The sequence below is a fragment of the Arthrobacter sp. HLT1-20 genome (assembly GCF_054510895.1).
The window spans coordinates 37,416-62,540 of the sequence record NZ_JBTNDR010000023.1 but is presented as its reverse complement, the minus strand read 5'-3'; the positions used below and the strand labels follow the sequence as shown (position 1 = coordinate 62,540).

Genomic DNA, 25,125 nt, shown 5'->3' with positions numbered 1-25,125 from the left:
CCGCCGGAATGGTGTTCACATAATCGGTGGTCGTGACCATAGGCACGCCAACGCTCTGCGCGCCTGCCCGCTGCAGCAGACTACGCATAATGAACTGGGCACGCTCAGTGCTTCGCTCGGCGATCAACGCGTCGAAGGACTCAAGCCATTCGGCAGTCTCTTCCGGATCGCGATCAGGCAGCTGGTTTGTCAACCCGCTCAGGATGTGGGAATTATCGTCTCGCAAGAACATCTGTCCTCTTTCAGTGGTGCATTCGCGGCCTCCCTGGTGGTGAGGCGGCGCGTACCCGCTGGCTGCGCGTTCGCCGTCGAACGTGGCGCGGGCGTTGGGTGGTCCAAGCGTGAATCTCGCGGCTGTGATTTTCACTAGATGGAAACAAAATATTGTATGCCGAGAGTACTGCCTCCAGCCACCGGATGCCAAATTTTGGACTTGTGACGAATTTTCAGAAAAAAACCTTTGACTTGATGTGAGCTGGCTCATAGACTGTTTTCACACTTCAAGAGTTTTCTTCCACCATACGAAAATACTATTTGCTGCGGAGCTATCATGGACGCTACTTCCACAAAAAATATCCACACTGTCGAGGCAGGTGGCGATCCTCAAAGGAGAGGACAGCACTTGCCTGATCAAAGAACAGGAAACACCTTGTCTGAACACAGCACAGGAACTACTTTGTCTGAACCTCCCTTCAAGACACCGGAGGGTTACACCCTCAGTGCCAGCCTGTTCAATCAGGATCTGGCACCCACCAAGATGAAGGGCCGCAAGTGGTCCAGTTACAGCATTTTCACGCTGTGGGCCAACGACGTGCACAGTTTGGGTAACTACGCATTCGCCATCGGCTTGTTTGCCTTGGGCTTGGGTGGCTGGCAGATCCTGCTGGCCCTGGGCGTCGGCGCAATCCTCCTGTTTGGCTTATTGAACTTCTCCGGATTCATGGGGTTCAAGACGGGCGTTCCATTCCCCGTCATGAGCCGCATCAGCTTCGGCATCAAGGGTGCGCACATTGCGTCCCTTCTGCGAGGCGGCGTCGCAATCGTCTGGTTCGGCGTACAAACCTTCCTGGCCTCGGTGGTATTGAGGGTCATGCTGACGGCGCTCTTCCCGTCGTTGGCTGGGTTGGACACCAATAACATCCTGGGGCTCTCCACCCTGGGCTGGCTTTCCTTCATTGCCCTCTGGATAGTGCAGGTCATCATCGTCAGCTTCGGCATGGACATGATCCGCAAATACGAGGCCTTTGCCGGCCCGGTCATTCTTGTCACCATGGCCGCTATTGCCATCTGGATGTTCGCAGAAGCCGGCGGATCCATCGCCTGGCAGACCGATAAGGGCCTGGAAGGCGCCGAAATGTGGCGCACCATCTTTGCCGGTGGCGCCCTGTGGGTTGCCATCTACGGCACCTTTGTTCTGAACTTCTGTGACTTCACCCGCGCGGCCAAGTCAACCAAGTCCATTGTGCGTGGCAACTTCTGGGGTATCCCGATCAACATGCTCCTCTTCGGTGCAATTGTTGTTGTTATCTCCGGCGCCCAGTTCAAGATTGACGGCACCATCATTGAAAGCCCGGCGGACATTGTCCAGACCATCCCGAACACCTTCCTGCTCGTGATCGCCTGCCTGGCACTGCTCATCCTCACCATTGCCGTGAACCTGATGGCCAACTTTGTGGCACCCGTCTACGCATTGACCAACCTGTTCCCCCGTCACCTGAACTTCCGCAAGGCAGCCATTGTCAGCGCAGTCATCGGCTTGGTCATCCTGCCGTGGAACCTCTACAACAACCCCGTGGTCATCGTCTACTTCCTGGGTGGACTGGGAGCCCTCTTGGGCCCGCTGTTCGGCGTCATCATGGCCGATTACTGGCTCATCCGCCGCGGCAAGGTCAACGTCCCCCACCTGTACACCACAGCCGAGGGTGCGGATTACCACTACAAGCGAGGCGTCAACCCGCGCGCAGTGATTGCCTTGATTCCCGCCTCCGTGGTGGCCCTGGCCATCGCCTTCATTCCGGCGCTGAGCGGGCTCTCCGCCTTCTCCTGGTTCTTTGCAGCCGGGCTCGCCGCCATCACCTACTACTTTGTGGCCGATCGCCAGCGCGAATTCCACGACGTGTCAGGTGAGCCCATTGCCGTGGACAGCGTCCACTAACCACCTCTTTCAACGAAAGGTACGTAATGCGCATTCTTGTAGTCAACGTGAACACCACGGCATCAATGACCGAATCTATTGCTGAACAAGCCCGTGCAGTGGCGGCGCCCGGCACCGAGATTGTGGCTCTCACGCCCCGCTTTGGCGCCGAATCGTGTGAGGGAAACTTTGAAAGCTACCTCGCAGCAGTTGCCGTGATGGACGCAGTGCAGTCCTACCCCGAACCGTTCGACGCCGTGGTCCAGGCCGGGTACGGCGAGCATGGCCGCGAAGGCCTCCAGGAATTGTTGAACGTTCCCGTGGTGGACATTACCGAAGCAGCAGCCAGCACGGCCATGTTCCTTGGCCACAAGTACTCCGTGGTCACCACTTTGGACCGTGCAGTGCCGCTGATCGAGGACCGGTTGAAGCTGGCCGGGCTGACTGACCGTTGCGCATCCGTGCGGGCCAGCGGCATGGCAGTGCTGGAGCTCGAAGAGGAGCCCGAACGCGCTGTTGAAGCTATTGTCCGTGAAGCCGAATTGGCTGTCTCCGTAGACAAGGCCGAGGTCATTGTCCTTGGCTGCGGCGGCATGGCTGGCCTCAACGACAAGGTCCGGGAGCGCACAGGTGTTCCCGTGGTCGACGGCGTGGCGGCTGCGGTCACCATTGCCGAGTCCCTGGTCAGGATGGGCCTGTCCACCTCCAAGGTGCGCACCTACGCAACACCCCGGCCCAAGGCCTTCACCGGCTGGCCGATTCCGGCAAACGCGCAGGAACTGATAGCGCACTAGAACGGCTAAGGGCGGGGCCTGCGGAGCATTTATCCGCCGGCCCCGCTCTTTTGCGCGCGACTGGCCAAAATCAGGAAACAATGTAGACACCTTAAGTAAGGAGTGGAAATGGGCAAGGAACTTCAAAACGCTGCGGCCAGGGTCATGGTGGTGACGGGGGCAGGCTCCGGCATTGGTGCGGCCGTGGTGCAGGCGGCCCTAGCGGGCGGGTACGCCGTGGTGCTGGCAGGCCGGCGCGAGGCCGAACTTCTCGCCGCGGCCGGCGGCCACCCGCTCGCCGTGGCGGTGCCCACGGATGTCACCGACGAGGCCCAAGTGGATGCCCTGTTCCAGAAGGCTGTGGAACGGTTTGGTCGGGTGGATGTGCTGTTCAACAATGCCGGAATGTTTGGCCCTGCCCAATCCGTGGATGAAATTTCCCTGGCCGACTGGAATGCCACGGTGGCGCTCAACCTTACCGGCTCCATGCTGTGTGCTGCGGCCGCCATCCGAACCATGAAAAAACAGCTTCCTGCGGGTGGCCGGATCATCAACAACGGCTCCGTTTCTGCGCATTCCCCCCGACCCAAATCGGCCGCCTACACCGTCACCAAGCACGCCATCACCGGCCTTACCAAGTCGATCGACCTGGACGGCCGGGCGTTCGGGATCACATGCGGGCAGATCGACATCGGCAACACCGCCACGTCCATCATGTCCACCCTGGATGTTGCCACCGGAGCCCTGCAGGCCAATGGGGAACTCCTCGTGGAGCCAACATTCCCCGTGGCCGACGCCGCCCGCACCGTGCTGTTCATGGCCGACCTGCCAGCATCGGCAAGCATTGGCCAGTTAGTTATCACTGCCGCGGGCATGCCCTTTATCGGGCGGGGCTGAGCTGGCCATCGGCCGTCCACTGCCCAGTACGACGGCGGTGAGCCCACCTTCCGAGGTGGCCCGCCGCCGTCGTACGTGGGTTTTAGTGTGAGGAGGAACCGTTGGATGTCAGCGGAATCTCTCCTGTGATGGGTACTTCGTTGCCTTGAGCGTCGATGAGCTTGCCGTCTTCACAGCGGTCCCCGTCTTGGAGGCACTCAAGCACTTCGGCAGCCACTAGACGGTCGGTGCCGGCAGCAAACACGGAAGGGTTCTCCGGGTTGCCGAACTTCAAGTGGTTGAACAACAGGTTGAGCAAGATTGCCACGACGGCCGCAGAGCTGATGCCGGAATGGAAGATCGTTGCAAACCAGCTCGGGAACTGGTCATAGAACGTGGGCGCAGCGATGGGAATGATGCCGGCGCCGATCGCGGTGGCAACAATAATCATGTTCATGTTGTTTTTGTAGCTAACGGTGGACAACGAGCGGATGCCGCTGGCCGCAACCGTGCCGAACAGCACGATCCCTGCTCCACCGAGCACGGGGGTCGGCACTGCGGCCACCACGCGTCCCATAATGGGCAGAATGCCCAACACCACGAGGATGACACCACCGGCAGCCACCACAAAGCGGCTCTTGATCCCTGTGACGGCTACGAGGCCCACATTCTGGGCGAAAGCACTTTGGGTGAAGGAACCGAAAACTGGGGCGACGACGCTGGCTGCCATATCGGCGCGCAGACCATCACCAAGGCGGCGGGAGTCGATCTTGGTGCCCACGATTTCACCGACGGCCAGGATGTCTGCGGACGTCTCCACCATGATCACCAGTACAACGATAAACATGGAGATTATGGCGGCGAGCTGGAAGGTTGGCATGCCCAAGTGGAAGGGGGTGGGGAAGGCGACAATCGAGCCTTCGCCAATCTTGGAGAAGTCTGCCATGCCGACAGCCAGGGCGATGAGTGTGCCGATGACCATGGCCAGCAGGATTGACAGGCGAGAGATGGTGCTGTTTCCGAGCTTGCTCAAGAGCAGAACCACCACCAAGGTAGCGGCGGCTAGACCGATGTTGGCGACGCTGCCGTAGTTCTCAGCCGTTCTGTTCCCGCCCATGGCCCAGTTTGCCGCCACCGGCATCAACGAAAGGCCGATGACGGTGATGACGGTGCCGGTGACCACTGGGGGGAAGAATCGAATGATCTTTGAGAAAATTGGTGTGATCAGCAGGCCGATCGCGGAGGAGACAATGACGGCGCCAAAGACACTCTGCAGTCCGCCCCCGCCGTTCACAATCGCCACCATGGTTGCCACGCCCGCAAACGAGACACCTTGGACCAAGGGGAGCTGGGATCCGAAGAACGGCACACCCAGAGTCTGTAAGAGGGTGGCAAGGCCGCCCATGAAAAGACACGCGGCAATGAGTAGGCCAATGTCCTCAGCGGCCAACCCTGCCGCTTGGCCAACGATGAGTGGTACGGCGACGATGCCACCGTACATGGTCAATACGTGTTGGAATCCGTAGGCAAAATTTGCCCCGATTCCTAGTTTTTTATCCTCTGGCCTCGTGGGAACTACGGCTTTGGATCGTGAACTCTTGGTCATAGCGGACCTCCTTGTCTGCTTACCCTTATTAAGCGTCAACCCGCTTTGGGAGTTGCCGCTGTGGGTGGGCGGGGGATACAGCCCCCGCCCACCTGGTCGCCGGGCCTTTATGGCGCGACCGTGCTAAAAAAGCTGTGCTAGAAAAACTGCTGTGCCGGCACGAACTACTGTGCCGGCACGGCTGCTGCTAGCAAAAACCGGCGATGCCCTCCCACGCCTTGCCGGCATCCGAGGCGTTTTCACGGAGCACAGTTGCTTCGATCAGCCCATAGGGGCGGTCGGCGGCAAAGAACACCTCGTTGGGGTTGTCCAGGCCAAAGGGGGACAGATCAACCACAAAGTGGTGCTTGTTCGGCATGGAGAACTTGATTTCGTCGATCTCCGGATGAGCCAGCAGCACCTTCTTGCCCATGTCGAAGAGAGTCTGCTGCAGGGCTGTGGAGTAGTTCTCCGTGAAGCCTTCGAGCAACAGTGCCTTGACGTCGTCGTACGACTTGTTGAAGTCAATCTCCCCCAAAGCTGAGGGGTCAAAGCGCCAGCGGGCCGCCACATCCGTGGACATGATGCGGTCATTGGTGGGCGCAAGGGTGGTGTATTTGTCCACCGGGTACCCCTCAAAGCCCGACTCCGTTGACTTGAGCACGGTCAGATCCTGCAGGCCGGAGATCAACTGAGTGTCATCGCCATCCTTGACAACAACAGCTGTGCGCACCTCCTGGCCATTGCGCACAAACGAGTGGTTGTGCAGCCGGCCATGCGCCGCAATGCGGTCCCAGCTGTACTGTTCCGCGGCCCAACGCCCGCCGTCAACCCAATCAAACTCGGTGGTGAAGTGGTTGCCCAGCCGCAAGAGGAACTCCTCGGGGGAGCCCACGCCGTCGCGGGCAAACGCGTACACGGTGTTCTTTTGGGTGTCCGTGGGAACCACATGGGCGTTGTTGCCCTCGAGGTGCGCTGCCAGAAAATCTCCGCGCAGCTGCGAGGTGACGTTGAGGTCCTCGATTTCATGGCGGTCCGTGTCCCTGGTGATTTTGACCAGCCGGACCTCGGCCTTGCCGAACTGGTTGGCACCCAGGACGATGTTGGTGTTTTTGGTGTTCGCGTTCATGTCTAGCTCCCTCGGTACGTTGAAAAGGCGAAAGGACTCAGCAGCAAGGGCACGTGATAGTGCTCTTCCGACTGGTCGAGTGTGAAGGTAAGTGTTACCTCCGGGAAAAAGGTTTCCGTGGCGAGGCTGGCGAAGTAGGCGCCGGTGTTGAAGCGAAGACGGTAGGTCCCGCTCGCCAGGTGCTCGGCTCCAAGCTCCTTCACCCGCCCTTGGTCATCGGTGATTCCCGAGGCCAGGTGAACCCATTCCCCTTCGGTGTGACCGTCAAGTTCCACGGCTACGCCGGATGCAGGCTTCCCCAGCGTGGTATCCAGTACGTGGGTGGTGATGTGGGAGGTGCTCATGCACTGACCACCGCCTTGAGTCGAAGCAGCGCGATTTCCCGCAGCTGGTCCGCAACAATGAGCCGTTCGGTGTGGGGTGGGTTCCCCAGCCGCTCGTGCAGGGCGGACAGAATCTCATCCGGGGATCGCCCAGCAGCCCTAATGAGGAAGACCTGCCCAAACTTTTCCTCGTAGGCCAGGTTGCCGGCCACGAGCGCCCTGGCTGTCGCGGAGTCCGCGGGGTCAATCCCCGCCTGTTCCGCGGCGGACAGCGCCGCCTCATGGCTTGCACCGGACAGGCGTTCCCCAATGCGGGGGTGGTGCCTGAGCGCGAAGCTGACTTCTTCGGCGGTGAACGGTGCGGCGGCATGAGCGGCGGTCCCGAAGATGTCCTCCACCGCGGCATAGGGCCGGGCTTCGATGATCTCCTGGATCCACCGTTCGACGTCGATGCACGGGCGCAGCGCTGACGTTAGGTTAATTTCTGGTGATTCGTTGAATTCGTTCAACAGCATGGCAAGTTGATCCTTGCAATTTATGCTGGCATCCACGGCGTAGGCTATGCGAAATCTCATTTTGTTTCGCATCGTGGAACTGTTATTTCAGCGTATGAATAGTGAACCGCATCACATTTGAAATGTCAACCGCGGCGGTGGCTGGGCGGGTCACAAAGTGCCCCGGGGCCGTAGTGGGCGCAAAAAAGCACCCCGGCGCTCTCCCCCCTGAGGGGCATGCCGGGGTGCCTCAATGCTGCTGCGAGCGGGGGAGCTTAGAGCCCCAGTTCGGTGCGAAGACGCGCCACGTGGCCGTCGGCACTGACGTTATATTCGGCGGTGCGCACAGTTCCATCCGCGTTGACAACCACTGTGGAGCGTAGGGTGCCCACGACGGTCTTGTTGTTGACCAGCTTTTCGCCCCAGGCGCCCCATGCCTCGGCGGCCTGGTGGTTGGCGTCGGAAAGCAGCGGGAAATTCAGCTCAAATTCGCTGGAAAAACTGGCCAAGGCGTCCTGCGGGTCGGTGGAAATTCCCACAACGTCCACGCCGGCGGCCTGCAAGGCGGCTAGGCTGTCGCGAAAATCGCAGGCCTCGGTGGTGCAGCCGGGCGTGGCCGCCTTCGGGTAAAAGTAGACGATCACCTGGCGCCCGGCGTAGTCGGAGAGGGAAATGTTCCGGCCGCCAGCGTCCGGGAGGGTGAATCCGGGCGCTGCCTGACCTGGGGTGAGTATGTGGGACATGAGACTCCTTAATTTCGCAATATGAAATCTAAATATTGATGGGTGAAATAAGAGTAGGGCTCATGTAGGGTGAGGTCAAAGGAGGGGATCAGAAACCAGTGCGTCAACGGCTGTGCGCAGCCGTTCGCGCAACACAGCCGATTCGGCGCTGAACGACCGCTGCGCCGCCACGTAGTCAGCCTTTCCGGCGACCGTTTCGATGGCGATGGCGGGATAGCCCCACTGAGCCAGGTCATAGGGTGATGCCCGCATGTCCATGGCCCGAATGCGCCAGGACAGCTCAAAGCAGTCCATGACCAGCTCACTGGGCAGGGCGGGTGAGAGTTTGTAAGCCCACTTGTAGAGGTCCATGTTGGCGTGCAGGCACCCAGGCTGTTCCATGTCACGCTGGTTCTCGCGGGTGGGGGTCAGCTCATTGCGACCCGATGCCTGCGGGGTGTAAAAGCGGTAGGCATCAAAGTGCGTGCAGCGGATCTTGTTCTCTTCAACCACCTGGTCCGTGCCGCTGGAGCCAAGGCGCAACTCAAGGTATTCGTGCCTGACCTGGTTGGCTTCCTGCTTGTAGACCATGGCCCATTCGTGCAGCCCAAAACAGCCAAACTGGGCCGGGCGGGCGGCCGTGCGGCCCAGGATGATGCGGGCAAAATCAATGGCGTCTTTGCGTTCGGTGAGAAACTTCTCTTTGTCCAAAACGACGCCGGAACCTGGCTGTGCCAGCCCGCCCGCCTGGAGCTCGGCGTCGTTGGCGGTTCTGTAGAACTTCCAGTTCAAACGCTCCTTGGCGGCCTCACCCGTGAGGATGACGCCCGCGCCCGGATGCCAGCGGGACAGCTGGCCGGGTTTTTGGGTGTAGTACGTGAAGAGGAAGTCTTCCACCGGGTGCTTTTGGTTGGCCGAGCGGCGGGCCAGGTAGGGCGCTGCGTAGCGGTTGACGCGGTGGTGGTGCGCCGCGGCACGGTCCTGCCAGGCGTCCTCGGCGAGGGGGCGTGGGGCAGTGGTCATGCCTTCAATTATCCGCCACGGCCACGCCGGCTGCGTCCGCAGCGTCGAGATTGCCGGTGGCGGCCGCGATTAGGGCCATCATGCTGCCATGCAGCGCCATGGCGCCTTCACGGTCCAGGCCCAGCCGGGCCATCATGGTCCCCGGCACGGAGAGGGCCTGTTCCCGCAGCGCCCGGCCGGTGGGGGTGAGGTCAATGGCCAGGGCACGCTCATCGCTGGCGTCCCGGGCGCGGGTGATGTAGCCCAGCGTCTCGAGGCGCTTGAGGAGGGGGGACAGTGTGGCCGATTCCAGTAGCAGGGCGTTGCCAATGTCCTTGACTTTCCGCGGCGCCTGCTCCCAAAGGGCCAGCATGACCAGATATTGCGGGTGGGTCAGGCCCAGGGCGGAGAGCACGGGCTTGTAGGCGGCAATGACGCTGCGGGAGGCCACACTGAGGCCAAAACAAAGCTGCCGTTCCAGCAGCAGATCGTTTTCTGTGACGCTCATTGCCTTGCTCCCTCATTTTGGTTAGTGCACTAACTATCAGGGTACTATGGATAGTATCGCCTTTATCAATCGGCCGGGGAATCCCGTTTCCGGCCCAAGCGCCATAAGGAACGCCGCCCATGCCCAAGATGAGTCCAGCACAAAAACTGATGCGCTTTACAGGCCGCTTGCGCTACATTTTGGGCCCCGCCAGCAGCAGTCCACTGGATCATGAGATGACGCCGGAGAACAAGGCGTTGTTGGAAAGCCAGCAGGCAGCCACGGTTCAGTGGATCACCGTAACCCGGGCAGACGGCAGCACGTATTTGGTGCCCAAGGACCCCACTGACAAGTCGCTGCGCTAGGCCCTTGCGACTCATGATTGAGCCAAGACTGCAGAGCCTTTGGCGCCCACCAGGAGTAAACTGGAGGCGTTCTGGAGACAGGGTTTTCCTCTGCTGGGAGTGGGTGTTGATGATGACGAGCGGCGAAAAGTTCGTAGAAAAATTCATGCATGGCACGGAGAAGCTCAAGAAGGTCTTTGGGCCAGCTGACCAAGGGGATTCAGATGCCCCGGTGGTGCACCGCCACGATGCCTTTGAGGACAGCAGCGACGAGCAGCTCTCCCATTTTGAACAGCATACTGATTCGCAGGGTCACCACTATGCGGTCCGCAAGGAAGAGCCGAGGGAATAGTTTCAAACAACTGACCCGCAGAAAACGCCGAAAATTCACGGTTTTACCGTGATTTTCGGCGTTTTCTGCGGGTCAGATCTGGTTGCGGGGCTCAGCGGCCCGTGCCGCCGTAAACCGTCGCCTCGTCGTCGCCGTCCAAGCCAAAGGCCTGGTGGACGGCGCGCACTGCAACGTCGAGCAGGTCTGCGCGGGTGACAACGGAGATCCGGATCTCGGAGGTGGAGATCAAGTCAATGTTCACGCCGGCGTCGGACAGGGCCTGGAAGAAGCGGTAGGACACGCCCGGGTTGGAACGCATGCCGGCGCCGATCAGGGAAAGTTTGCCGATCTGATCGTCATAGATCAGGTCCTCGAAGCCGACCTCGTCCTGCTTGGCGCGCAGGGCGCTCAGGGCGTCCTCACCCTCCACCATGGGCAGGGTGAAGGAGATGTCCGTCTTGCCGGAGCCCTTCGTGGAGATGTTCTGCACAATCATGTCAATGTTTGAATGCGCACCGGCAATGATGCCAAAGATCATGGCTGCCTTGCCGGGGATGTCCGGCACGCCAACAACAGTGACTTTAGCTTCGGACCGGTCGTGAGCCACGCCGGAGATGATTGGCTGCTCCAAGGCAACTCCCTCTGAGATCTTGATTTTGTCGTCAGGGCTGGGCAAAACCCAGGTTCCCTCATTGTCACTAAAGGAGGACCGCACATGGATGGGCAGTCCAAAACGCCTGGCGTATTCCACGCAGCGCAAATGCAGGATCTTGGCGCCCGAGGCCGCCATTTCCAGCATCTCTTCACTGGAGATCTTGCTGATCTTCTGGGCGCTGGGCACAACGCGAGGATCGGCTGTATAGATGCCGTCAACATCGGTGTAAATTTCGCACACATCGGCATTCAATGCCGCAGCGAGGGCAACAGCTGTGGTGTCCGAGCCGCCGCGACCCATGGTGGTGATTTCCTGCGTCTGGCGGCTCATGCCCTGGAAGCCGGCCACAATGGCCACCTTGCCCTTGTCCAGAGCCGTGCGCACACGGTGCGGGTCCACGTCGATGATGCGGGCCTTGCCGTGAATGCCGTCGGTAATCATGCCGGCCTGGCTCCCGGTGAAGGACTGGGCCACGCCGCCCAATGAGCTGATGGCCATGGCGAGCAGGGCCATGGAAATGCGCTCCCCGGCCGTCATGAGCATGTCCAGCTCGCGGGCGGGGGGACGCTCGGAAACCTGGGCGGCCAGATCCAGCAGTTCATCGGTGGTGTCGCCCATTGCGGAGACAACCACCACTACTTCATGACCTGCTGTTTGGGTGCTGACAACCCTGCGGGCTACGCGCAGAATGCCCTCGGCGTCGGACACGGACGAGCCGCCGTACTTTTGAACTATCAGGCTCATGGATGCACACTCATTGACTTACCTAACGCAACACTAGGAGAAGGAAATTTGCTGCCGCTCACGCCAGAGCCGCGCCTGCGCGCTGGGCCAGTGCGGCATCATCAGCGCGGAAGGCAGTTTCAAGCCAGTTTAGCGCGGTGGTACGTCAACACGGAATTGTGATGTCCATATGATGATACGTGAAGGTCATTATGTGGTCTCGATAAAGGGGTGGGGCCGGCTGGGTGGAAGCTGATGAATATCCGACGCCGGGATGATGACTCCGGTGCCCAGCTGAGCCTATGCTGATTGCATATCCGCTATTGCGGACTATCGGGGAGGGACACCATGACCCAACAGATTCCACCGGAACAGGACCGGCCAGCGAACCTGGATCCGGCCACAGCGCCAGCTTCCGTGCAAGCTCGCGGACCTGAGAATGGGGTGACAGAAGCCTTCAATGGGCTGTCCGCCACGGGACTTTCCCGCAGCTTTGGTGCGGTGCACGCCGTCGTCAATATGGATCTGCAGGCACCAGCGGGGCAGGTAACGGCCCTTATTGGTCCCAATGGCGCCGGAAAAACCACTCTGCTGCTCATGCTTGCCTCGCTGCTGGCGCCGGATTCTGGCACTGTCAGCGTCATGGGCATTGACCCTATCAGGGAGCCAGCCGCGGCCAGGGCAAAAATCGGTTGGATGCCGGACACCCTCGGAGTGTGGGAGGCGCTGACGGCACGAGAAATCCTCAACACCATGGGCAAGTTTTACCGGCTGCCCAAGGAATTGATTCCCGACAGGGTTGCCGAACTGCTGGCCCTGGTGAACCTTTCGTCCCTGGCGGACCAGAAGGCGCGGGTGCTGTCGCGCGGACAGCAGCAGCGGCTCAGTCTTGCCCGCGCCTTGATTCATGATCCGCAGGTGTTGCTGCTGGATGAGCCGGCGTCCGGACTGGATCCTGGCTCCCGGGTCGCCCTGCGCGGAATCCTGCGCCAGCTTGCCGCCGAGGGGAAAGCCATAGTGGTGTCCTCCCACGTGTTGGCTGAGCTGGATGAGATTGCTGACGGTGCAGTGTTTGTGAATCAGGGCCGCACTGTGCTGGCTCAAACAGTGGACCAGGCGGCCGGGCAGGGGCGCAAGTATTCCATTTCGGCGCTAGACGCCACCGCGCTGGCTGCTTCACTGGCCGCATTGGGGGTGGCCTTCGAGTCGGGAAATGGGCGCCGGGACTCCGTCATTATTTCAGTGCCCACTCAGGAACACGCGTCTGCGCTGTTGCGGGATCTGGTGATGGCTGGCGTTGCCGTGTGTGCGTTCGCCCCCGCCACCGGTGCATTGGAAGAGACCTACATGAGCATGAAGGTGGAACAGCCATGACACAGACTCACAATGATGCCGGCCCGCAGCGTGTGGCCGGCAACGCGCGGCAGCATACCGGCCTGCGCGCCTACTTTGACGGTGTCTTTGCCGTGGTGGGCATGGAGATGCGCCAAAGGCTGCGCTCACGTGGCTGGTACATCATGCTGGCCTTGTGGTTTGTCATCATCGGCATAGTCACCTGGCTGACGTGGTGGAGCTGGAATACCCAGCAGGCCAGCATGGCGTGGGACACAACCGCCGGCAGCAGAAGTCCGGGCCCACTGATCTTTGAGATTGTGCTGGCCTTTGTGCTGCTGTTTGGTCTGCTGGTTGCCCCGGCATTTTCCGCCAATGCGATCAACGGCGACAGAGCAGGCGGCACCTTGGCGATCCTGCAGGTGACTTTGCTCAGTTCCGGGCAGATCCTGTGGGGGAAATTTCTGGCATCCTGGATTGCGGGGATTGCGTTCCTGGCAGCCAGCGTCCCGTTCCTGGCCTTTGGCATAGCCCAAGGCGGACTGGGATTCGGGCACATAGCCATTGCGCTGCTGATGCTCGCCGTGGAAATTGCCGTGGTGTGCGCGTTGGGCGTTGGTATCTCGGCGCTTGCCAACCGGCCCCTGTTTTCCATAGTTGTCACCTATTTGGTGGTTTCACTGCTGGTCTTTGGAACCCTCATCGCCTTTGGGCTCGGGGCAATGGTCAGCCAGGGAAAGGTGAATGCCAATCAAATGGGGTACACAGGCATGTACGGCTATGACAGCGGCGACATCAAGGAGCCGGTGCCGCCGGACTATGTTCCGCCGCTGCCAAGCAACATCACCGACCGTGATGGTGACAGGTACTGCTTTGGGGTCATCCAAGAGGTGGAAACCGTACGCACGGAACGGGTTGCCTGGATGCTGAGCATGAACCCGTTCGTGGTGATCGCCGATTCCATTCCCTACCAAAAGTCGGTGACGGAGGATAGGACTTCCACTGGCATCTTCGAGACAATCAGCCAGGGGGCCAGGTATGCGCAGGCTGGGCCTGAAGGCAGCTACCCTTGTGCCAACGGCAAGCTCACAGCTGACTACATGGACCAGAAAAATCCATTGTGGCCGCAGGGTCTGGGGTTGCAACTGCTGGTGGCGGCAGGAATCGTGGCACTGGGCTGGCGAGCATTGCGCACCCCTGCCGGGAAACTGCCCAAGGGCACGCGCGTGGCCTAGCGTTGGGACAGGAACGCCAAGACGCGCTGGGTCACAGCGTCCGGCGCATCGTCCACGATGAAATGGGAGGCGGCCGGCAGGAACTCGACTGTGAGGTCATCGGCATAGGGTTCGTGCCCGGCTAGCATGCTCGGTGTCAGCGGCGGGTCTTCGGCTCCAATCAACATCAGCGTCGGCACACTGAGCCGAAACTTCCTGAAACGACCGGCGAAGATGTCAACAAACGTGGGGATGTTGCAGCGCCGGTACAGGGCGCTGGCCGCCCGCGCCCTGGCTGGCTCGCGAAGACTGGCTAGAAAGTACTCCAAATTTTCAGGTGTCAGGCTGCGCTCGCTGTGGCTGAAGTGGGAGAAGAGGAAACGAGGGAACTTCTGGCGCGGGGACCCGAGCAGTGCTGGGCCCAAAATTGGTGTGGCGATAACCGGCTCGATCCACGCCGCCTTCAAGACCCGGATGAGGCCAAAGGATGGCTTTAGGAAGGGGTGCGGTATTCCCAGGGCAACGAACCGGCGAACCCGTTGCGGGTGCTCCAGGCATATCCGGAAGCCGATGATCGCACCATAGTCATGCGCCAGGATGTGGGCCCGGTCAAGCCCCAGAGCATCCATCAGGCCGAGAGTGTCGGCAAGTAATTGGTCTGAGGTGTATCCGCCCGTGGGGGCATCAGTGGAGCCAGTGCCGCGAAAGTCTGGGCAGATCACCCGGTAGCGGCTGGCAAGTGGGGCGATAACATCGCGCCATTCCCACCAGTTCTGCGGGAATCCGTGCAGCAGAAGCAGCGGCTCACCGTGGCCGAGCTGGGCCACATGAACCCGCAGGCCCTCAAGATTGATGTAACTGTGTCTGACCCCGGGGATAGTCCGCTCGGGGAGTACCGTGGTGTTCATGAAAAAATTCTACTATGTTTATAGTGCAAGAGCACTATATTTGTAGTGAAAAAAATTGCGAACTACAGTAGATTCATGCCGCCAACTAAAACCCGCGCCCTGAGCGCTGCACTTGAATTACTGGGCGCCGAAGGTGTTCGGGCGCTCACTCATGCCCGCGTGGATGCGCGGGCCGGCCTTCCCAAGGGTTCCACCTCCAACTTCTTCCGCACCAGGGCGGCCCTGTTGAGCGGTGTAGTTGACTACTTGGTCGAGCAGGAACTCTCGGGCATGGGTGAGTTTCTGCGGCCTGGCACGGTGGAGGAGTTCGTTGATGGCTTGTGTGCGGTTTATGAATTCGCCGGTGGTCAAAACCGGACCTTCACGGCGGCCAGGTTTGCACTCTTCGTGGAGGCCGGCCACAACCTTGAGGTGCGCCAGGCAGTGGGTCGCGGGCGTGCCCGCTACGAGGAGCTGGCCGTCGCCGCGCTGGGACATCTTGAGGTGCCGCGCCCGAGTGTTGTGGCTGCGGCGTTAATGTCCTGTCTGGAAGGGTTGTTGTTGCACAGGATTGCCCGTGACGACGCCACGGATCCTCGGCCCCTGCTGGAGTTAATTCTCCGGCCTAGCGGCGCCACTCGTTAATGTCCGACGGCGTTCCAGCCGTCAGTATCTATGACGCACTAGGTGCGCCAAAATACCGGAAGAAAGCGCTTTCCGCCGCATCTACTGCGTCATAGACGGGGCATGTTGCTTAAGAGACGGAAACCTCGGCGCGCGGTGCTCGCATCATGATGGCGTCTTCGGGAACCTGGCGGATGGCACCCTTGTCGGCGCTGGTGGCCATGGAGGCGTAGGCGCGCAGGGCCAGGGAAACTTCACGCTCACGGGCCACCGGACGGTAGCCGGTGGTTGCCTCGAGCAGATCTCGGCGTTCGTCCAGTTCCACCGGGTCAACCAGCAATTCCATGGACCGGTTGGGGATGTCGATCCGGATGCGGTCGCCGTCCTGAACGAGGGCGATGGTGCCGCCAGCGGCCGCTTCGGGGGAGACATGGCCAATGGAGAGACCTGAGGTGCCGCCGGAGAAGCGGCCATCGGTGATGAGCGCGCAAACCTTGCCCAGGCCCAGGCCCTTGAGGAAGGACGTGGGGTAGAGCATTTCCTGCATGCCCGGACCGCCGCGCGGGCCTTCGTAGCGGATGACGACTACGTCGCCGGCCTTCACTATCTTGCTCAAGATCTTTTCCACGGCCTCGTCCTGTGACTCGCACACCACGGCCGGGCCCTCAAACGTCCAGATGGACTCATCCACGCCAGCGGTCTTGACCACGGCGCCGTCCACGGCAATGTTGCCGCGCAGGACGCCCAAACCGCCGTCCTTGGAGAAGGCGTGCCCAACATCGCGCAGGCAACCCTCGGCGGCGTCGGTGTCCAGGGACGTCCACTCGGCAGACTGGGAGAACGCAGTGGAGGAGCGCTGGCCGCCCGGTGCAGCAGTCCACAGGGCCTGCGCAGCCTCGGTGGCCTTGCCGCCGCGAATGTCCCAGTCGTCCAGCCAGTCGGTGAGGCCCTCGGAGTGGACCGACTTGACGTTCGTGTGGAGCAGCCCGCCGCGGTTCAGCTCACCCAGCAGTGCCGGGATGCCGCCGGCGCGGTGCACGTCTTCCATGTAGAAGGTCTTGCTGCCGGCAACATTCGGGGCAACCTTGGCCAGGCACGGGACCTGGCGCGACTTGGCGTCGATGTCGTCCAGATCGTACTTCAGCCCGGCCTCCTGCGCTGCGGCGAGCAGGTGCAGGATGGTGTTGGTGGAGCCGCCCATGGCGATGTCCAGTGCCATGGCGTTGTCGAACGCCTCAAAGCTGGCGATCGAGCGCGGCAGCACGGAGGCGTCGTCGTCCTCGTAGTAACGCTTGGCCAGTGCAACGGCAGTGGCACCGGCGCGCTGGTACAGCTCCTTGCGCGCGGTGTGGGTGGCCAGTAGTGAGCCGTTGCCCGGCAGCGACAGGCCGATGGCTTCCGTGAGGCAGTTCATGGAGTTGGCCGTGAACATGCCCGAGCAGGAGCCGCAGGTGGGGCAGGCGTTGTCCTCGATGAGGTCAATGTCGGCGTCGGAGATGGAGTCATCCACGGCGTCGGAAATGGCGTTGACCAAATCCAGGGTGCGGATGGAGCCGTCGGTCATGGTGACCCGGCCGGCTTCCATGGGGCCGCCGGAGACAAAAACGGTGGGGATATTCAAGCGCAGCGCGGCCATGAGCATGCCGGGGGTGATCTTGTCGCAGTTGGAGATGCAGACCAGCACGTCGGCGCAGTGGGCGTTCACCATGTACTCAACCGAGTCGGCGATGAGGTCGCGGGACGGCAGCGAGTAGAGCATGCCGCCGTGGCCCATGGCGATGCCATCGTCCACCGCGATGGTGTTGAATTCGCGGGCGATGGCGCCGGCCTCGTGAATGGCGTCGGAGACAATGCGGCCCACGGGGGCGAGGTGCGTGTGGCCGGGGACAAACTCGGTGAAGGAGTTGGCGACGGCAACAATGGGCTTGCCGATGTCGGACTTGGCGACGCCGGAGGCCATCATGAGGGCGCGGGCGCCTGCCATGTTGCGGCCGTGGGTGACTGTGCGTGAACGTAATGGAGGCATAGTGACAGTTAACCAGCATTTTGGCCCGGACAGGAAGACGGCGCTAATACTAGTAGTGGCAGTGCTAGATTTGGTGCCATGGATGAAGAGCGACGGCGGGAGCTGGGTCAGTTTCTGCGTGACCGTCGTGCGGGGCTGGTGCGGGCGGACCATGGCCTGCCGCCTATTGGCCGCAGCCGCACGCTGGGTCTGCGGCGTGAGGAGATTGCGGCCTTCGCCGCCGTGAGCGTCACCTGGTACACCTGGCTGGAACAGGGGCGGGACATCAATGCCTCCCGCCAGGTGCTTGAATCCGTGGGCAGGGTGTTGCGCCTGAGTGCCGCCGAGCAGGCGTATCTGCTGGCCATGGGCGGTTACGCGGCCCTGCCCCTGGCTGAAGTTACAGCCATCGAAGCCGCGCCGCCGCATTTGCAGGCATTGCTGGACGCCCTGGATTTCCCTGCGTTTGCCGTGGCCCCGGACTGGGGGATTGCGGGCTGGAACGGCGCCTACGCCGGACTGTACTCAAGGATTGCCGAGGTGGCCCCGGAGCAGCGGAACCTGCTGTGGCTGATCTTCACCGATCCCGCCCTGCGCCGCATGCTGCCCGACTGGGAAGAGACCTCACGGCATTTTGTGGCCGAATTTCGGGCGGAGGCAGGGCCCCGGCTTGGTTCCGCCGCGCATACTGCATTGGTGGCCAGGCTGTCCGCTGCGAGCGGGGAGTTCGCCCGGATTTGGGCAGACCACGGGGTGGAAGGTTTTGCCTCCCGGCAGCGCGTCTTTGTCCACCCGTTGGTGGGCGAGCTGACCTTTGAGCACCACAGGCTCGTGCCCTCCGACGCCCCGGACCTGCACTTTGTGCTCTACACACCCACACCCGGCACGCCCACTAGGGAACGGCTTGCCCAGCTGTCGGTGGGAACGTCGTCGAAACCGGCCACGTCCGCCTCGTGAACGTACAGTTGATGCCGATGTTGACGTGAAACATCAGCATCAACTGTACGTTCACGAGGCCACGGCGGGGCTGTTTGCGGGGTTACGTGAGGGCGTTGCGGCGGCCTTCAAAGGCGCGGCCCAGGGTGACCTCGTCGGCGTATTCCAAGTCGCCGCCCACGGGGAGGCCTGAAGCCAGCCGGGTCACGGCAATCCCAATAGTCTTGAGCATGCGGGAGAGGTACGTTGCCGTGGCCTCGCCTTCCAGGTTGGGGTCGGTGGCGATGATGACCTCTTGGATTTGGCTGTCGTTCAGGCGGGTGAGCAGTTCGCGGATGCGCAACTGGTCCGGACCAATGCCCGCGATGGGGTTGATGGAGCCGCCCAGTACGTGGTACCGGCCGCGGAAAGCACGGGTGCGCTCCACAGCGAGAACGTCCTTGGATTCCTCCACGACGCAGATGATGCTGGGATCACGGCGCGGATCGCGGCAAATGTTGCACAGCTCCGCCTCGGTGACATTGCCGCACACGGTGCAGAACTTTACGCGTTCCTTGACCGTGACAATGGCCCGAACCAAGCGCTGCATGTCCTCGGTGTCCGCCTCCAGAATGTGGAAAGCGAGCCGCTGGGCGGATTTGGGCCCAATTCCTGGCAGGCGGCCCAACTCATCGATGAGCTCCTGAACTGCTCCCTCGTACACAATGCCTCTTGTCTATTGGTTCAAAAATGGTGGCGCCAAGCCGGCTTAGTGCGACGCGTTGAGCGGGCGTTCCTCAATGAGCACTCCGCCAAGAATACGCTCCACCGCGGCCTGGCCCACCACACCGGATTCCTCAATGGTGACATCGTCCGGGCTGGGGACATCCTCCACATAGGGGGTTTGCGCCATAACCGCCGGGGCTTGGGCGCGCGCCGCCTGAGCCTCGGGGCTCGTGGCCAGCCGCTGGTAGCGGCTCATTTTGGTCCCGCCATTGTCAGCGTTCGACGCCGGAACCTCCTGGGCTGGGACGCTTACTTCCGCGGGGGGTGCGGCTGTCACCGGGGGTGCAGCCTGCACGGCGGGCGCGGCAACTATGGGTTCAGCAACTGGTGCCGGCACCGCGGCCGGTGTTTCCGTCGGTGCGGCCGGCGCATCTGCCTGGGCCCAGTCGGGGGCGTTGGACAAGCTGCCCCACCCCGGATCTTTCACGTCTGAGCGTGCCGGAGCTCCCAGCGATACACCCCAGTCCTGCGGGGCAGGCTGGGACATCTGCTCAGCCAAGAGGGCGCTGCGCTTGGGCACCACGGCTTGCGTCGCCTCCGGGGCGGCAGGCTCTACGCTGGCAGCCGGCGTATCCCAGCCGGTGGTCCAGGCCGAAATGGGTGAAACCCGTGGCGGTGTGTGTGCAGGCGGGGCCGCAGCCGCTGGCTGTTCCGGCGGTGCCTGGTATTCCGGGATTGGCGCCGGCGAATGCGCTGTTTCCGCGAACTGGTCCTGGTAGGGATCGGCCGGCGGGTAGGAATCCGGGTGCGGCTCATCCCAGGGATCACTGGGTTCGGTGGGGCCCTCCCAGTATGCGGGCTCCTCGGCGGCGGGCTCCTCGGCGGCGGGCGCCTGCACCTCGACAAGCGGCGCTGCCACGGGAACGGCCTTTGGTGCGGGTGTCTGCGGCGCTGGGGTCGCGAACGGCTGCTCGGCAACCGGCACTGCCCGCTCCGCTGCAAGGGGAGCCACAACGATTGCGGGTGAAACGGGCGCTGCGGGTGCAGGTGCAGCGGGAAGACCCCATGCGTCCAGGGGGGCCGCGACTGGCTCTGGAACTGCCGGGGCCGGGGCCGGGACCGGCTGGGCCTGTGCCGGGACAGCCTGTGCCGACTTAACCAGTGCCGGGGCATTGCCTAGCTGCGCGGGGGCGCCAACTGTTCCGCCGCGGCCACTCCGGGGTGCTGGCGGCTGATTACCAGTTTGAACTTTTGGGTTTGGCTCAGCGCTCGCCTTCGGCGCATCGCCAGCGGCGGGCATGATCGCAATGGTCATGCCCAGTACCTGGTTGATGGCCTGCTGCAAATTCTCCAGGTGGCCGCTGTTGGTGAAGGTGCTGATCAGGCCTGCGGAAGGAAGCCCCACGCGGAGTTCCTGACCGTCGAAGGTTTGCGGCACCACGTTTTGGTTGACGATTACCCACGACGCCATGCGGATGTTTCGCAGTGCGCCAAGGATTTCCGGCCAGGCGCGGCGGATGATCTCAATGTTGGAGGCACTGCCGCTGGCGGACGCGGTGCTAGGGGCTGCTGCGGCTTGCGGTGCTTTGGGGGCGGCAGCCTGCGCCTGTTGCGCCTGTTGCGCCTGTTGCGCTGCGGGTGCACTGGGCTGCCGCGTGGGAGCATCAGCGTCAGCATTGCCCGTGGGTGTGGGGAGGCTGTCCCAAGACTGTGCCGCTGCGGCGCTTTGAGCTGACTGAACCGGCTCAGGAACTGCCGCAGCGGGCGCCTGCTGCTGGGTCGGGATGGGGTGCGAGATCTGTTCAACGGCCGGGGCGGCTGCCGTGGCAGAGGACTCCACTGCGGGTGTTTCCGCCGGGGCAGAAACCGGGGCCTGGCGTGCGGCCACTTCGGCGCCCGCTGCTTCTTTGGCACGCGCCAATTGTGCCCGTACGGCAGCCAGGCCGCCATTTGAGGTGGCGGGGTCAGCGTAGGTGGGGGCCGGCGTCGAACTTTGCAAAGCAACGGGCTGTTCCGGCGCAGTAGCAAGCGGTGCGCCAGATACGGGGGCAGCGGCAGCGGTGCCAGCGTAATTCAGGCGCCGTTCCAGCTGCTCAAGCCGGGTGGCCATGCCGCGGGTGGAGGAATCCGCGCCCGGCAGGAGAAGTCGCGCGCCCAGCAATTCCAGGTGCAGACGCGGCGAGGTGGCGCCGGTCATTTCGTTGAACGCTGCGTTGGTGACATCGGCGGCACGGGAGAGCTCCGCGGCACCGAGCTGGGCGGCCTGTGACTGCATGCGCGCAATCAGCTCATCAGGGGTGCCGCGCAGGATGGCGTGGGCGCTCTCCGGCATGGCCTGCACAATGATGAGGTCGCGGAAACGCTCCAGCAGGTCTTCCACAAAACGGCGGGGATCGTGGCCTGTCTGGATGACCCTGTCCACCGACTTGAAGACTGTTGCCGAATCAGCGGCGGCCAGGGCCTCCACTACATCGTCTAGGAGCGAGGCGTGAGTGTAGCCCAGCAGGTCAACAGCCAGATCGTAGTTCAACCCTGAGGCGTCGGCGCCGGCCATCAGCTGGTCAAGGACCGAAAGCGAGTCGCGCACCGAGCCGCCGCCGGCGCGCACCACCAGTGAGAGAACGCCCGGGGCAACGGATACATTCTCTTGTTCACACAACTGCGCCAAATACGCCATGAGGGGCTCGGGCGGCACCAGCCGGAAGGGGTAGTGGTGAGTGCGCGAACGGATGGTGCCAATGACCTTGTCAGGCTCCGTGGTGGCAAAGATGAACTTGATGTGCTCCGGCGGCTCTTCAACAATCTTCAGCAGCGCGTTAAAACCTGCCGAGGTGACCATGTGGGCCTCGTCAATAATGAAAATCTTGTAGCGGTCCCGTATGGGGGCAAAGGTGGCGCGTTCGCGCAGGTCGCGGGCGTCGTCAACGCCACCGTGGCTGGCCGCGTCAATTTCAATGACGTCCAGGGAGCCGGCGCCGCCGCGGGCCAGTTCCACGCAGCTTTCGCATGTTCCGCAGGGGTGTGAGGTGGGGCCTTGGGCGCAGTTGAGGCAGCGGGCAAGGATGCGTGCCGAGGTGGTTTTACCGCAGCCGCGGGGGCCGGAAAACAGGTACGCGTGGTTGACGCGGTTCTTGTCCAGGGCAGTCATCAGGGGGGAGGTGACGTGCTCTTGGCCAATGACTGTCGCAAAAGAATCGGGACGGTACCGGCGATACAGGGCTGTTGGTGCGCTCACAGTTGAAACCCTATCTAATCCGCCTGACAAAGTGCCGCATAGATGCGGCGTTCGGGGCGCATCTGGGGATAAATATAGACCCCCCATGCACCCGCCAGAGCCCGCTTACCCTTGCTACCTTCCGGTCCTGGGGGAGTTCACAGGGTGACGCCACATGAGGGGCCGGGAATCAGCTTACCTGACTGCGGCGGCGCGGGCGAATCCGCGCAGTCCCCAGCGGGCCATTTCAATTTTCCTGCCACGGTGATACGTTCGCCAGAAGGGGCAATGACGCTAAAGCCAAGCCGGTCCCGGTGCGCTTTTGCCCTTGCGCAGCCTGGTCCAAGAAGGAGCGAGTCAGCATGTTGGGATTTGGATTCTTTGAATGGTTCTTTTGGGTGCTGGCCTTCGGTACGGGGATTCTTGCCCTGACCCGCATTGAGGTGTTCTCCACCAACTCAACACAACGCACCCGCCACCATGCCGGCCAGACATTCCTGCTGTGGATACTCACGGCCGGCTTTGCCTTGGCAGGTTTCGTCACGGCGGTCATGGCCATGCGTGCTGGGCAATAGCGGCTGCGGGCTTCGTGACGTAAAGAAGACGTGAGGAATGTCACGCGCGTGTGACGGTGTTGTAAAGTTTGGCATGTACCGCCGTCGCGGAATAGAGCGCCGACGATGGCTGTATGGGGGGGTGCATTGAGTGCCCAATCCTTTGCAAGTGGTCTGCCTTCCGCAATGACCGCATGGGGAAGTAAGGGTGGTAAGGCTTGAACGGGGCCGAGCTGCCCTTATTTCTTGCCCGGAATTGCCCCAATTGCCGGCCATTCCCAGGCCCGGGACACTCGATTCGTGCGTTTGGCACTTTGTCAGGTACTCTTGAACCTGCCGTGTTCTGCACGGCAAGCTGGAGGATTCGCCTAGCGGCCTATGGCGCACGCCTGGAACGCGTGTTGGGTTAACGCCCTCGGGGGTTCAAATCCCCCATCCTCCGCCAATGAAAGGCCCGGAATCATCATGATTCCGGGCCTTTCGTCGTTTAAGCCAATCCACGGCCGCCCGTCAGCTGAGCCGGTTAGACTCAGCCTGTGATTACAGAAACCTTGAACAGTATCCCCCTCGCCCTGAGCGACGGCACCGAAAAGTCACTCCCACAGCTGGCCGACAAGGCCGTTTTGCTGGTCAACGTGGCCTCAGAATGCGGCTTCACCCGCCAGTACGACGCCCTTGAGGCGCTCCACGGCAAGTACAGCTCACAGGGCCTGACCGTGGTGGGTGTGCCGTGCAACCAGTTTGGTGGGCAGGAACCCGGCACGCAGGAGGAGATTGTGGAGTTCTGCCGAAAGAACTTTGGCGTGAGCTTCCCGCTCGCCTCAAAAACCGATGTCAACGGCCCCGATGCGCACCCGCTCTACGCCGTTTTGACCGGCCAGGGCGAGGAGCCCATCGCCTGGAACTTTGAAAAATTCCTGATCACGCACGACGGCGCCGTGCTGGAACGCTTCCCATCTTCCGTGACGCCTGACTCGCCGGAGCTGCTTGCGGCCGTGGAAGCGGCACTGAGCTAGACCCATTCCTACGTGACTACGCAGATAACGCCCTCTCAGCGCGCCGAGAGGGCGTTATCTGCGTAGTCGCTGCCGAAAAAACTAGCGGGCCAGCTCGTCCAGCCAGTGCTGCAGGAATGCCGCCCCGGAGAAGTCATTGACCACCGCTTCGCCCAACTTGAGGTCGGCGGCGGTCTGGATCGCGTACGGTTTGCTGGGCACGCCGTCGGCCGGGCGGACATCAACGTGGATGACGTGGTGATCGTGGTGGTGCAGCCAATCGGCCATGGCGTAGTCGGTGCGGGAATCACCCACTGTGCGCCAGGACTGCGGAACAATGCCCTGGGCGGCCAGCAGCTCCACCGCGCGGCTGGCGCCCAGGTCCTTGCCCAGGCGGACTGACTCAATGTCGGTGGAAATGATGGACGGGTCAACCCGGTAGTCCACGTCCCCGGACGACGCCGGCGCCCGGTGCTCAAGGCGGGTGGCACCCAGGTCGTGGGTGGCCAGCAAAGCCAGGGCATCGGCGTCGAACTTTGCCTGCTCGGCAAGGTAGCTTCCGCTCTCAACCTCAATGTGCTGCTCCACGGACACCATGGCCCGCTTGGTCTCGTCGAAGAACATGTGATCGGCGTAGGAGCGCGCCACGAGTTCGCGGACGTCGTCACCGAAGGCCGTGGGCATGGCAAGATCCTGGTCCACGTGGATGGGACCGGGCCCGCCCGCCGTGAAGCTGAACCAAACGGCCCCCTTCTCGCAGATGGCGTGGACCACTGCACCGTCCGGCAACCCGGCCGCGAGCATGGGCTCCATGAGCTGCTCCGCAATAAATGCGTCCGAGCGGCCGGTATTGAACACCACAGGGATGCCCCGGCGCACCAGCTCAATCAAGTCCGCAATGATACCGGGGGCCACCCGCCGGGTCACAGGGCTGGCCAAGGGGCCATCAACATCAAGAAGGAGGGCAAGCGGGGGTTGCAAAAGTGTCATGCCCCATAGTCCCAGCAGAGGCGGTGGAAGGGCCACTTTGCATAACCTTTTGGCAACACGACGCTGCGTCCACAGCGCGGCCAGTTCCTTT

Annotated in this window: 25 protein-coding genes, 1 tRNA gene and 1 other RNA gene; 12 read left to right on the top strand and 15 right to left on the bottom strand. The window is 62.1% G+C overall.

Translation table 11 applies throughout. The features are described 5' to 3' along the window. Positions 1–232: hypothetical protein (locus ACX80Q_RS12940; RefSeq protein WP_459330936.1), on the bottom strand; the 232-nt coding region annotated here is incomplete at its 3' end. Positions 233–676: 444 nt separating this feature from the next. Between ACX80Q_RS12940 and ACX80Q_RS12935 the strand changes: the two genes are divergently transcribed. The 3 genes from ACX80Q_RS12935 (at position 677) to ACX80Q_RS12925 (ending at position 3,804) form a co-directional block, all read left to right on the top strand. Next, positions 677–2,155 carry an NCS1 family nucleobase:cation symporter-1 gene (locus tag ACX80Q_RS12935; protein WP_459330935.1) on the top strand — a complete coding sequence of 493 codons (1,479 nt, stop codon included), beginning with the start codon at positions 677–679 and terminating at the stop codon, positions 2,153–2,155. 26 nt (positions 2,156–2,181) lie between these two features. Then, entirely contained in the window at positions 2,182–2,928 is a 747-nt protein-coding gene (locus ACX80Q_RS12930; RefSeq protein WP_459330934.1) for an aspartate/glutamate racemase family protein, read from the top strand. Positions 2,929–3,036: 108 nt separating this feature from the next. Continuing rightward, a complete protein-coding gene (locus tag ACX80Q_RS12925; RefSeq protein ID WP_459330933.1) occupies positions 3,037–3,804 on the top strand; it encodes an SDR family oxidoreductase in 768 nt (255 codons plus the stop codon). Between the two features lie 82 nt (positions 3,805–3,886). Here the strand turns inward: ACX80Q_RS12925 and ACX80Q_RS12920 are convergent, their stop codons facing one another. The 7 genes from ACX80Q_RS12920 to ACX80Q_RS12890 all read right to left on the bottom strand — a co-directional run bounded on the left by ACX80Q_RS12920 (position 3,887) and on the right by ACX80Q_RS12890 (position 9,546). After that, positions 3,887–5,389: a nucleobase:cation symporter-2 family protein gene (locus ACX80Q_RS12920; protein ID WP_459330932.1), complete on the bottom strand. Its 1,503-nt coding sequence runs from the start codon at positions 5,387–5,389 to the stop codon at positions 3,887–3,889. 187 nt (positions 5,390–5,576) lie between these two features. Then, positions 5,577–6,497: a factor-independent urate hydroxylase gene (gene pucL, locus ACX80Q_RS12915; protein WP_459330931.1), complete on the bottom strand. Its 921-nt coding sequence runs from the start codon at positions 6,495–6,497 to the stop codon at positions 5,577–5,579. Positions 6,498–6,499: 2 nt separating this feature from the next. Then, entirely contained in the window at positions 6,500–6,841 is a 342-nt protein-coding gene (gene uraH, locus ACX80Q_RS12910) for a hydroxyisourate hydrolase (RefSeq protein ID WP_459330930.1), read from the bottom strand. After that, positions 6,838–7,335 carry a 2-oxo-4-hydroxy-4-carboxy-5-ureidoimidazoline decarboxylase gene (uraD, locus tag ACX80Q_RS12905; protein WP_459330929.1) on the bottom strand — a complete coding sequence of 166 codons (498 nt, stop codon included), beginning with the start codon at positions 7,333–7,335 and terminating at the stop codon, positions 6,838–6,840. Before uraD ends, uraH begins: the two co-directional genes overlap by 4 nt. 254 nt (positions 7,336–7,589) lie before the next feature. Beyond that, positions 7,590–8,057: a thioredoxin-dependent thiol peroxidase gene (bcp, locus tag ACX80Q_RS12900; RefSeq protein WP_459330928.1), complete on the bottom strand. Its 468-nt coding sequence runs from the start codon at positions 8,055–8,057 to the stop codon at positions 7,590–7,592. Positions 8,058–8,132: 75 nt separating this feature from the next. After that, positions 8,133–9,059, bottom strand: coding sequence for a 3-methyladenine DNA glycosylase (locus tag ACX80Q_RS12895; RefSeq protein WP_459330927.1), 927 nt, complete (start codon positions 9,057–9,059; stop codon positions 8,133–8,135). Positions 9,060–9,063: 4 nt separating this feature from the next. After that, positions 9,064–9,546 (bottom strand): MarR family winged helix-turn-helix transcriptional regulator, encoded by a 483-nt coding sequence (locus ACX80Q_RS12890; RefSeq protein ID WP_459330926.1) that lies wholly within the window; start codon positions 9,544–9,546, stop codon positions 9,064–9,066. A gap of 119 nt (positions 9,547–9,665) precedes the next feature. Here ACX80Q_RS12890 and ACX80Q_RS12885 point away from each other — a divergent pair, with 119 nt between their 5' ends. Continuing rightward, complete coding sequence (locus tag ACX80Q_RS12885; protein WP_459330925.1) at positions 9,666–9,890, top strand: hypothetical protein; 225 nt, start codon at positions 9,666–9,668, stop codon at positions 9,888–9,890. A 145-nt stretch (positions 9,891–10,035) separates the two neighbouring features. Next, entirely contained in the window at positions 10,036–10,221 is a 186-nt protein-coding gene (locus ACX80Q_RS12880) for a hypothetical protein (protein ID WP_459330924.1), read from the top strand. Positions 10,222–10,312: 91 nt separating this feature from the next. Here ACX80Q_RS12880 and ACX80Q_RS12875 read toward each other — a convergent pair whose 3' ends face one another. Continuing rightward, entirely contained in the window at positions 10,313–11,599 is a 1,287-nt protein-coding gene (locus tag ACX80Q_RS12875) for an aspartate kinase (RefSeq protein WP_459330923.1), read from the bottom strand. A 327-nt stretch (positions 11,600–11,926) separates the two neighbouring features. Here ACX80Q_RS12875 and ACX80Q_RS12870 point away from each other — a divergent pair, with 327 nt between their 5' ends. Then, a complete protein-coding gene (locus tag ACX80Q_RS12870; RefSeq protein ID WP_459330922.1) occupies positions 11,927–12,952 on the top strand; it encodes an ABC transporter ATP-binding protein in 1,026 nt (341 codons plus the stop codon). Then, positions 12,949–14,145 carry an ABC transporter permease gene (locus tag ACX80Q_RS12865; protein WP_459330921.1) on the top strand — a complete coding sequence of 399 codons (1,197 nt, stop codon included), beginning with the start codon at positions 12,949–12,951 and terminating at the stop codon, positions 14,143–14,145. The genes ACX80Q_RS12870 and ACX80Q_RS12865 overlap by 4 nt, the downstream gene beginning before the upstream one ends. Here ACX80Q_RS12865 and ACX80Q_RS12860 read toward each other — a convergent pair. Continuing rightward, positions 14,142–15,032: an alpha/beta fold hydrolase gene (locus ACX80Q_RS12860; RefSeq protein WP_459330920.1), complete on the bottom strand. Its 891-nt coding sequence runs from the start codon at positions 15,030–15,032 to the stop codon at positions 14,142–14,144. The genes ACX80Q_RS12865 and ACX80Q_RS12860 overlap by 4 nt on opposite strands. Positions 15,033–15,107: 75 nt before the next feature. Between ACX80Q_RS12860 and ACX80Q_RS12855 the strand changes: the two genes are divergently transcribed. Continuing rightward, positions 15,108–15,656: a TetR/AcrR family transcriptional regulator gene (locus tag ACX80Q_RS12855; RefSeq protein WP_459330919.1), complete on the top strand. Its 549-nt coding sequence runs from the start codon at positions 15,108–15,110 to the stop codon at positions 15,654–15,656. 109 nt (positions 15,657–15,765) lie between these two features. Here the strand turns inward: ACX80Q_RS12855 and ilvD are convergent, their stop codons facing one another. After that, positions 15,766–17,661, bottom strand: a complete 1,896-nt coding sequence (gene ilvD / locus ACX80Q_RS12850) for a dihydroxy-acid dehydratase (protein ID WP_459330918.1) — start codon at positions 17,659–17,661, stop codon at positions 15,766–15,768. A 78-nt stretch (positions 17,662–17,739) separates the two neighbouring features. Between ilvD and ACX80Q_RS12845 the strand changes: the two genes are divergently transcribed. After that, complete coding sequence (locus tag ACX80Q_RS12845; RefSeq protein WP_459330917.1) at positions 17,740–18,597, top strand: helix-turn-helix transcriptional regulator; 858 nt, start codon at positions 17,740–17,742, stop codon at positions 18,595–18,597. An 82-nt stretch (positions 18,598–18,679) separates the two neighbouring features. Here ACX80Q_RS12845 and recR read toward each other — a convergent pair whose 3' ends face one another. From recR to ffs, 3 genes are all read right to left on the bottom strand, one after another. Then, positions 18,680–19,279, bottom strand: coding sequence for a recombination mediator RecR (gene recR / locus ACX80Q_RS12840; protein ID WP_103465060.1), 600 nt, complete (start codon positions 19,277–19,279; stop codon positions 18,680–18,682). 45 nt (positions 19,280–19,324) lie between these two features. Further along, positions 19,325–22,516 (bottom strand): DNA polymerase III subunit gamma and tau, encoded by a 3,192-nt coding sequence (locus ACX80Q_RS12835; RefSeq protein WP_459330916.1) that lies wholly within the window; start codon positions 22,514–22,516, stop codon positions 19,325–19,327. Positions 22,517–22,587: 71 nt separating this feature from the next. Then, an RNA gene (ffs, locus tag ACX80Q_RS12830) (signal recognition particle sRNA small type) lies at positions 22,588–22,683 on the bottom strand. A 174-nt stretch (positions 22,684–22,857) separates the two neighbouring features. Here ffs and ACX80Q_RS12825 point away from each other — a divergent pair. The 3 genes from ACX80Q_RS12825 (at position 22,858) to ACX80Q_RS12815 (ending at position 24,065) form a co-directional block, all read left to right on the top strand. Further along, positions 22,858–23,070 carry a hypothetical protein gene (locus ACX80Q_RS12825; RefSeq protein ID WP_459330915.1) on the top strand — a complete coding sequence of 71 codons (213 nt, stop codon included), beginning with the start codon at positions 22,858–22,860 and terminating at the stop codon, positions 23,068–23,070. A 336-nt stretch (positions 23,071–23,406) separates the two neighbouring features. Beyond that, positions 23,407–23,494: transfer RNA gene (locus ACX80Q_RS12820), tRNA-Ser, on the top strand. A gap of 91 nt (positions 23,495–23,585) precedes the next feature. Beyond that, positions 23,586–24,065: a glutathione peroxidase gene (locus tag ACX80Q_RS12815; RefSeq protein WP_459330914.1), complete on the top strand. Its 480-nt coding sequence runs from the start codon at positions 23,586–23,588 to the stop codon at positions 24,063–24,065. 81 nt (positions 24,066–24,146) lie between these two features. On the opposite strand, the gene ACX80Q_RS12810 is transcribed toward ACX80Q_RS12815, so the two are convergent. Next, the gene (locus ACX80Q_RS12810) at positions 24,147–25,034 is read right to left on the bottom strand and encodes a hypothetical protein (RefSeq protein WP_459330913.1); all 888 of its coding nucleotides are present in this window, start codon (positions 25,032–25,034) and stop codon (positions 24,147–24,149) included. Positions 25,035–25,125: the final 91 nt, after the last annotated feature.

Excerpts from the sequence above, each read along its gene's own strand:
- ACX80Q_RS12810 (WP_459330913.1), bottom strand. The coding sequence starts at position 25,034 with ATGACACTTTTGCAACCCCCGCTTGCCCTCCTTCTTGATGTTGATGGC.
- ACX80Q_RS12865 (WP_459330921.1), top strand. The coding sequence starts at position 12,949 with ATGACACAGACTCACAATGATGCCGGCCCGCAGCGTGTGGCCGGCAAC.
- ACX80Q_RS12875 (WP_459330923.1), bottom strand. The coding sequence starts at position 11,599 with ATGAGCCTGATAGTTCAAAAGTACGGCGGCTCGTCCGTGTCCGACGCC.
- ACX80Q_RS12880 (WP_459330924.1), top strand. The coding sequence starts at position 10,036 with ATGCATGGCACGGAGAAGCTCAAGAAGGTCTTTGGGCCAGCTGACCAA.
- ACX80Q_RS12920 (WP_459330932.1), bottom strand. The coding sequence starts at position 5,389 with ATGACCAAGAGTTCACGATCCAAAGCCGTAGTTCCCACGAGGCCAGAG.
- uraD (WP_459330929.1), bottom strand. The coding sequence starts at position 7,335 with ATGCTGTTGAACGAATTCAACGAATCACCAGAAATTAACCTAACGTCA.
- ACX80Q_RS12895 (WP_459330927.1), bottom strand. The coding sequence starts at position 9,059 with ATGACCACTGCCCCACGCCCCCTCGCCGAGGACGCCTGGCAGGACCGT.
- ACX80Q_RS12855 (WP_459330919.1), top strand. The coding sequence starts at position 15,108 with ATGCCGCCAACTAAAACCCGCGCCCTGAGCGCTGCACTTGAATTACTG.
- ACX80Q_RS12885 (WP_459330925.1), top strand. The coding sequence starts at position 9,666 with ATGCCCAAGATGAGTCCAGCACAAAAACTGATGCGCTTTACAGGCCGC.
- ACX80Q_RS12825 (WP_459330915.1), top strand. The coding sequence starts at position 22,858 with ATGTTGGGATTTGGATTCTTTGAATGGTTCTTTTGGGTGCTGGCCTTC.
- ACX80Q_RS12890 (WP_459330926.1), bottom strand. The coding sequence starts at position 9,546 with ATGAGCGTCACAGAAAACGATCTGCTGCTGGAACGGCAGCTTTGTTTT.
- ilvD (WP_459330918.1), bottom strand. The coding sequence starts at position 17,661 with ATGCCTCCATTACGTTCACGCACAGTCACCCACGGCCGCAACATGGCA.
- ACX80Q_RS12845 (WP_459330917.1), top strand. The coding sequence starts at position 17,740 with ATGGATGAAGAGCGACGGCGGGAGCTGGGTCAGTTTCTGCGTGACCGT.
- ACX80Q_RS12930 (WP_459330934.1), top strand. The coding sequence starts at position 2,182 with ATGCGCATTCTTGTAGTCAACGTGAACACCACGGCATCAATGACCGAA.
- ACX80Q_RS12925 (WP_459330933.1), top strand. The coding sequence starts at position 3,037 with ATGGGCAAGGAACTTCAAAACGCTGCGGCCAGGGTCATGGTGGTGACG.
- pucL (WP_459330931.1), bottom strand. The coding sequence starts at position 6,497 with ATGAACGCGAACACCAAAAACACCAACATCGTCCTGGGTGCCAACCAG.
- ACX80Q_RS12860 (WP_459330920.1), bottom strand. The coding sequence starts at position 15,032 with ATGAACACCACGGTACTCCCCGAGCGGACTATCCCCGGGGTCAGACAC.
- uraH (WP_459330930.1), bottom strand. The coding sequence starts at position 6,841 with ATGAGCACCTCCCACATCACCACCCACGTACTGGATACCACGCTGGGG.
- bcp (WP_459330928.1), bottom strand. The coding sequence starts at position 8,057 with ATGTCCCACATACTCACCCCAGGTCAGGCAGCGCCCGGATTCACCCTC.
- ACX80Q_RS12870 (WP_459330922.1), top strand. The coding sequence starts at position 11,927 with ATGACCCAACAGATTCCACCGGAACAGGACCGGCCAGCGAACCTGGAT.